Here is a 2,044-nt window from a genome sequence, read left to right on the forward strand (position 1 = left end):
CATCCCGTTGCGGGATGGCTGTGATGTGCTGGATGTGATTGGGCGGCGGTTGCGGGCAAGCCCCTCAGAGTAGCGGCTAGCTGCTTTTGATCGTTCCCACGCGGAGCGTGGGAACGATCATATTTGGCAATCTCTGGGCGATAAAAAAGGACTGGGAGCAGACTCTTGTTGAAGAGTTGCTCCCAGTCCCTTGTTTCACGACAGTATGATGGCTCTTTAATAACGCTCCGGAGAGCGCCAGTATTAATTTGCCAACCGCTTAGTGCTTGGCGACCGCAGTGTTGAGTTTCAGGTAGTCCAGCAGAATCCGACCGGCCTCGCTCAGGTAAGCGTCGTCTTCTGGCTTGGTCTTGTCCGGCTCGGCCGCGATGGCATCTTCGTCTTCTTTCTTTAGCTCTTTGAGCGGCTCTTCGCCTTTGGCCTTGCGACGGATGTTTTCCATCACCAGCTGTTTGGTTTCGATGTCGGTGTGCTGCGCCCGACGTTCGACTTCGTTGAGGCTGACGGTTTTTTCATCCATCAGCTTCTGTGCCAAGGCCAGCTTGTCGCGGATAAACACGAACTCCGCGTCTTTGGCCGAGCGTGCTTCATGCTCGGACTTGAGCTGCGTGATGTAGGGCTTGAACGGATCAACCGCAGGCTTGATGGCCGGCTTGATGGTGTCCCACGGCATGGCTTCCGGCAGGGCGCTTTCGCCGATTTCCTTGGTGTCGATGATCGACGGGTAATCGATGTCTGGCAGTACGCCCTGATGCTGGGTGCTCTGGCCGGAAACCCGGTAGAACTTGGCCAGGGTCAGTTTCAGTTCGCCATGGTTCAGCGGCTGAATGGTCTGCACGGTGCCTTTGCCGAAAGTCTGGCCACCGATGATCAACGCGCGGTGGTAATCCTGCATCGCGCCGGCAAAAATCTCCGAAGCCGAGGCGGACAAGCGGTTGACCAGCAATGCCATCGGGCCTTTGTAGAAGGCGCCAGGGTTTTCATCTTCCAGAACATCGACGCGGCCGTCGGCGTTACGCACCAGAACCGTAGGACCCTTGTCGATGAACAGACTGGTCAGCTCGGTGGCTTCCTGCAAGGAACCGCCGCCGTTGTTGCGCAGGTCGATGACCACGCCGTCGACCTTGTCTTTCTGCAATTCGGTCAGCAGTTTCTTGACGTCGCGGGTGGTGCTCTTGTAGTCCGGGTCGCCGGCACGGAAAGCCTTGAAGTCGAGGTAGAAGGCCRGAATCTCGATGACGCCGAGCTTGTAGTCCTTGCCATCCTGTTTCAGGTTGAGGACCGACTTCTTCACCGCCTGGTCTTCAAGCTTCACCGCTTCGCGGGTGATCGGCACGATTTTGCTGGTCTGGTCGTTCGGCGCATTGCTGGCCGGAATGACTTCCAGGCGCACCACGGTGCCTTTCGGACCACGGATCAGCTTGACCACTTCGTCCAGGCGCCAGCCGACCACGTCGACCATCTCTTTGTTGCCTTGGGCAACGCCGATGATCTTGTCGGCGGGTGCAACCAATTTGGTCTTGTCGGCCGGGCCGGCAGGCACCAGACGCACGACTTTTACCTGGTCGTTGTCGCTCTGCAATACGGCGCCAATGCCTTCCAGGGACAGGCTCATATTGATGTCGAAGTTTTCCGCGTTATCCGGCGACAGATAGTTGGTGTGCGGGTCGTAGGACATCGCGAAGGTGTTGATGTACGCCTGGAAGATGTCTTCCGCGCGGGTCTGGTCCAAGCGCGCCAACTGGTTCTTGTAACGCTTGATCAAGGTTTCCTGAATCTGCTTGGAATCCTTGCCCGCGATCTTCTGCCGCAGCACTTCGTCCTTGACGCGTTTACGCCATAGGTCGTTGAGTTCAGCGGTGGATTTGAGCCAAGGGGCATCCTTGCGGTCGACCAGCAAGGTTTCCTTGGCGGTGAAGTCGATCTTGTCGACGCCTTTGTTCAATTCGGCAAGGGCGAAGTCCAGACGCGCCTTGACGCGGTCAAGGTAGCGCTTGTAGATGGTGAACCCGGCGTTCAGGTCGCCGCTTTTGAGGAAATCGTC

At 57.5% G+C, this 2,044-nt stretch carries 1 protein-coding gene and 1 pseudogene; one reads left to right on the forward strand and one right to left on the reverse strand.

Annotated features, from left to right (window positions below; all coding sequences use genetic code 11):
- A pseudogene (locus AC1DRJ_RS25555) lies at positions 1-73 on the forward strand (short-chain dehydrogenase); the annotation flags it as partial.
- A 186-nt stretch (positions 74-259) separates the two neighbouring features.
- Here AC1DRJ_RS25555 and AC1DRJ_RS25560 read toward each other — a convergent pair.
- Positions 260-2,044 (reverse strand): carboxy terminal-processing peptidase (locus tag AC1DRJ_RS25560; RefSeq protein WP_477804607.1); only part of this gene is annotated, 1,785 nt, incomplete at its 5' end.

It is taken from the genome of Pseudomonas sp. P5_B2 (assembly GCF_056400445.1).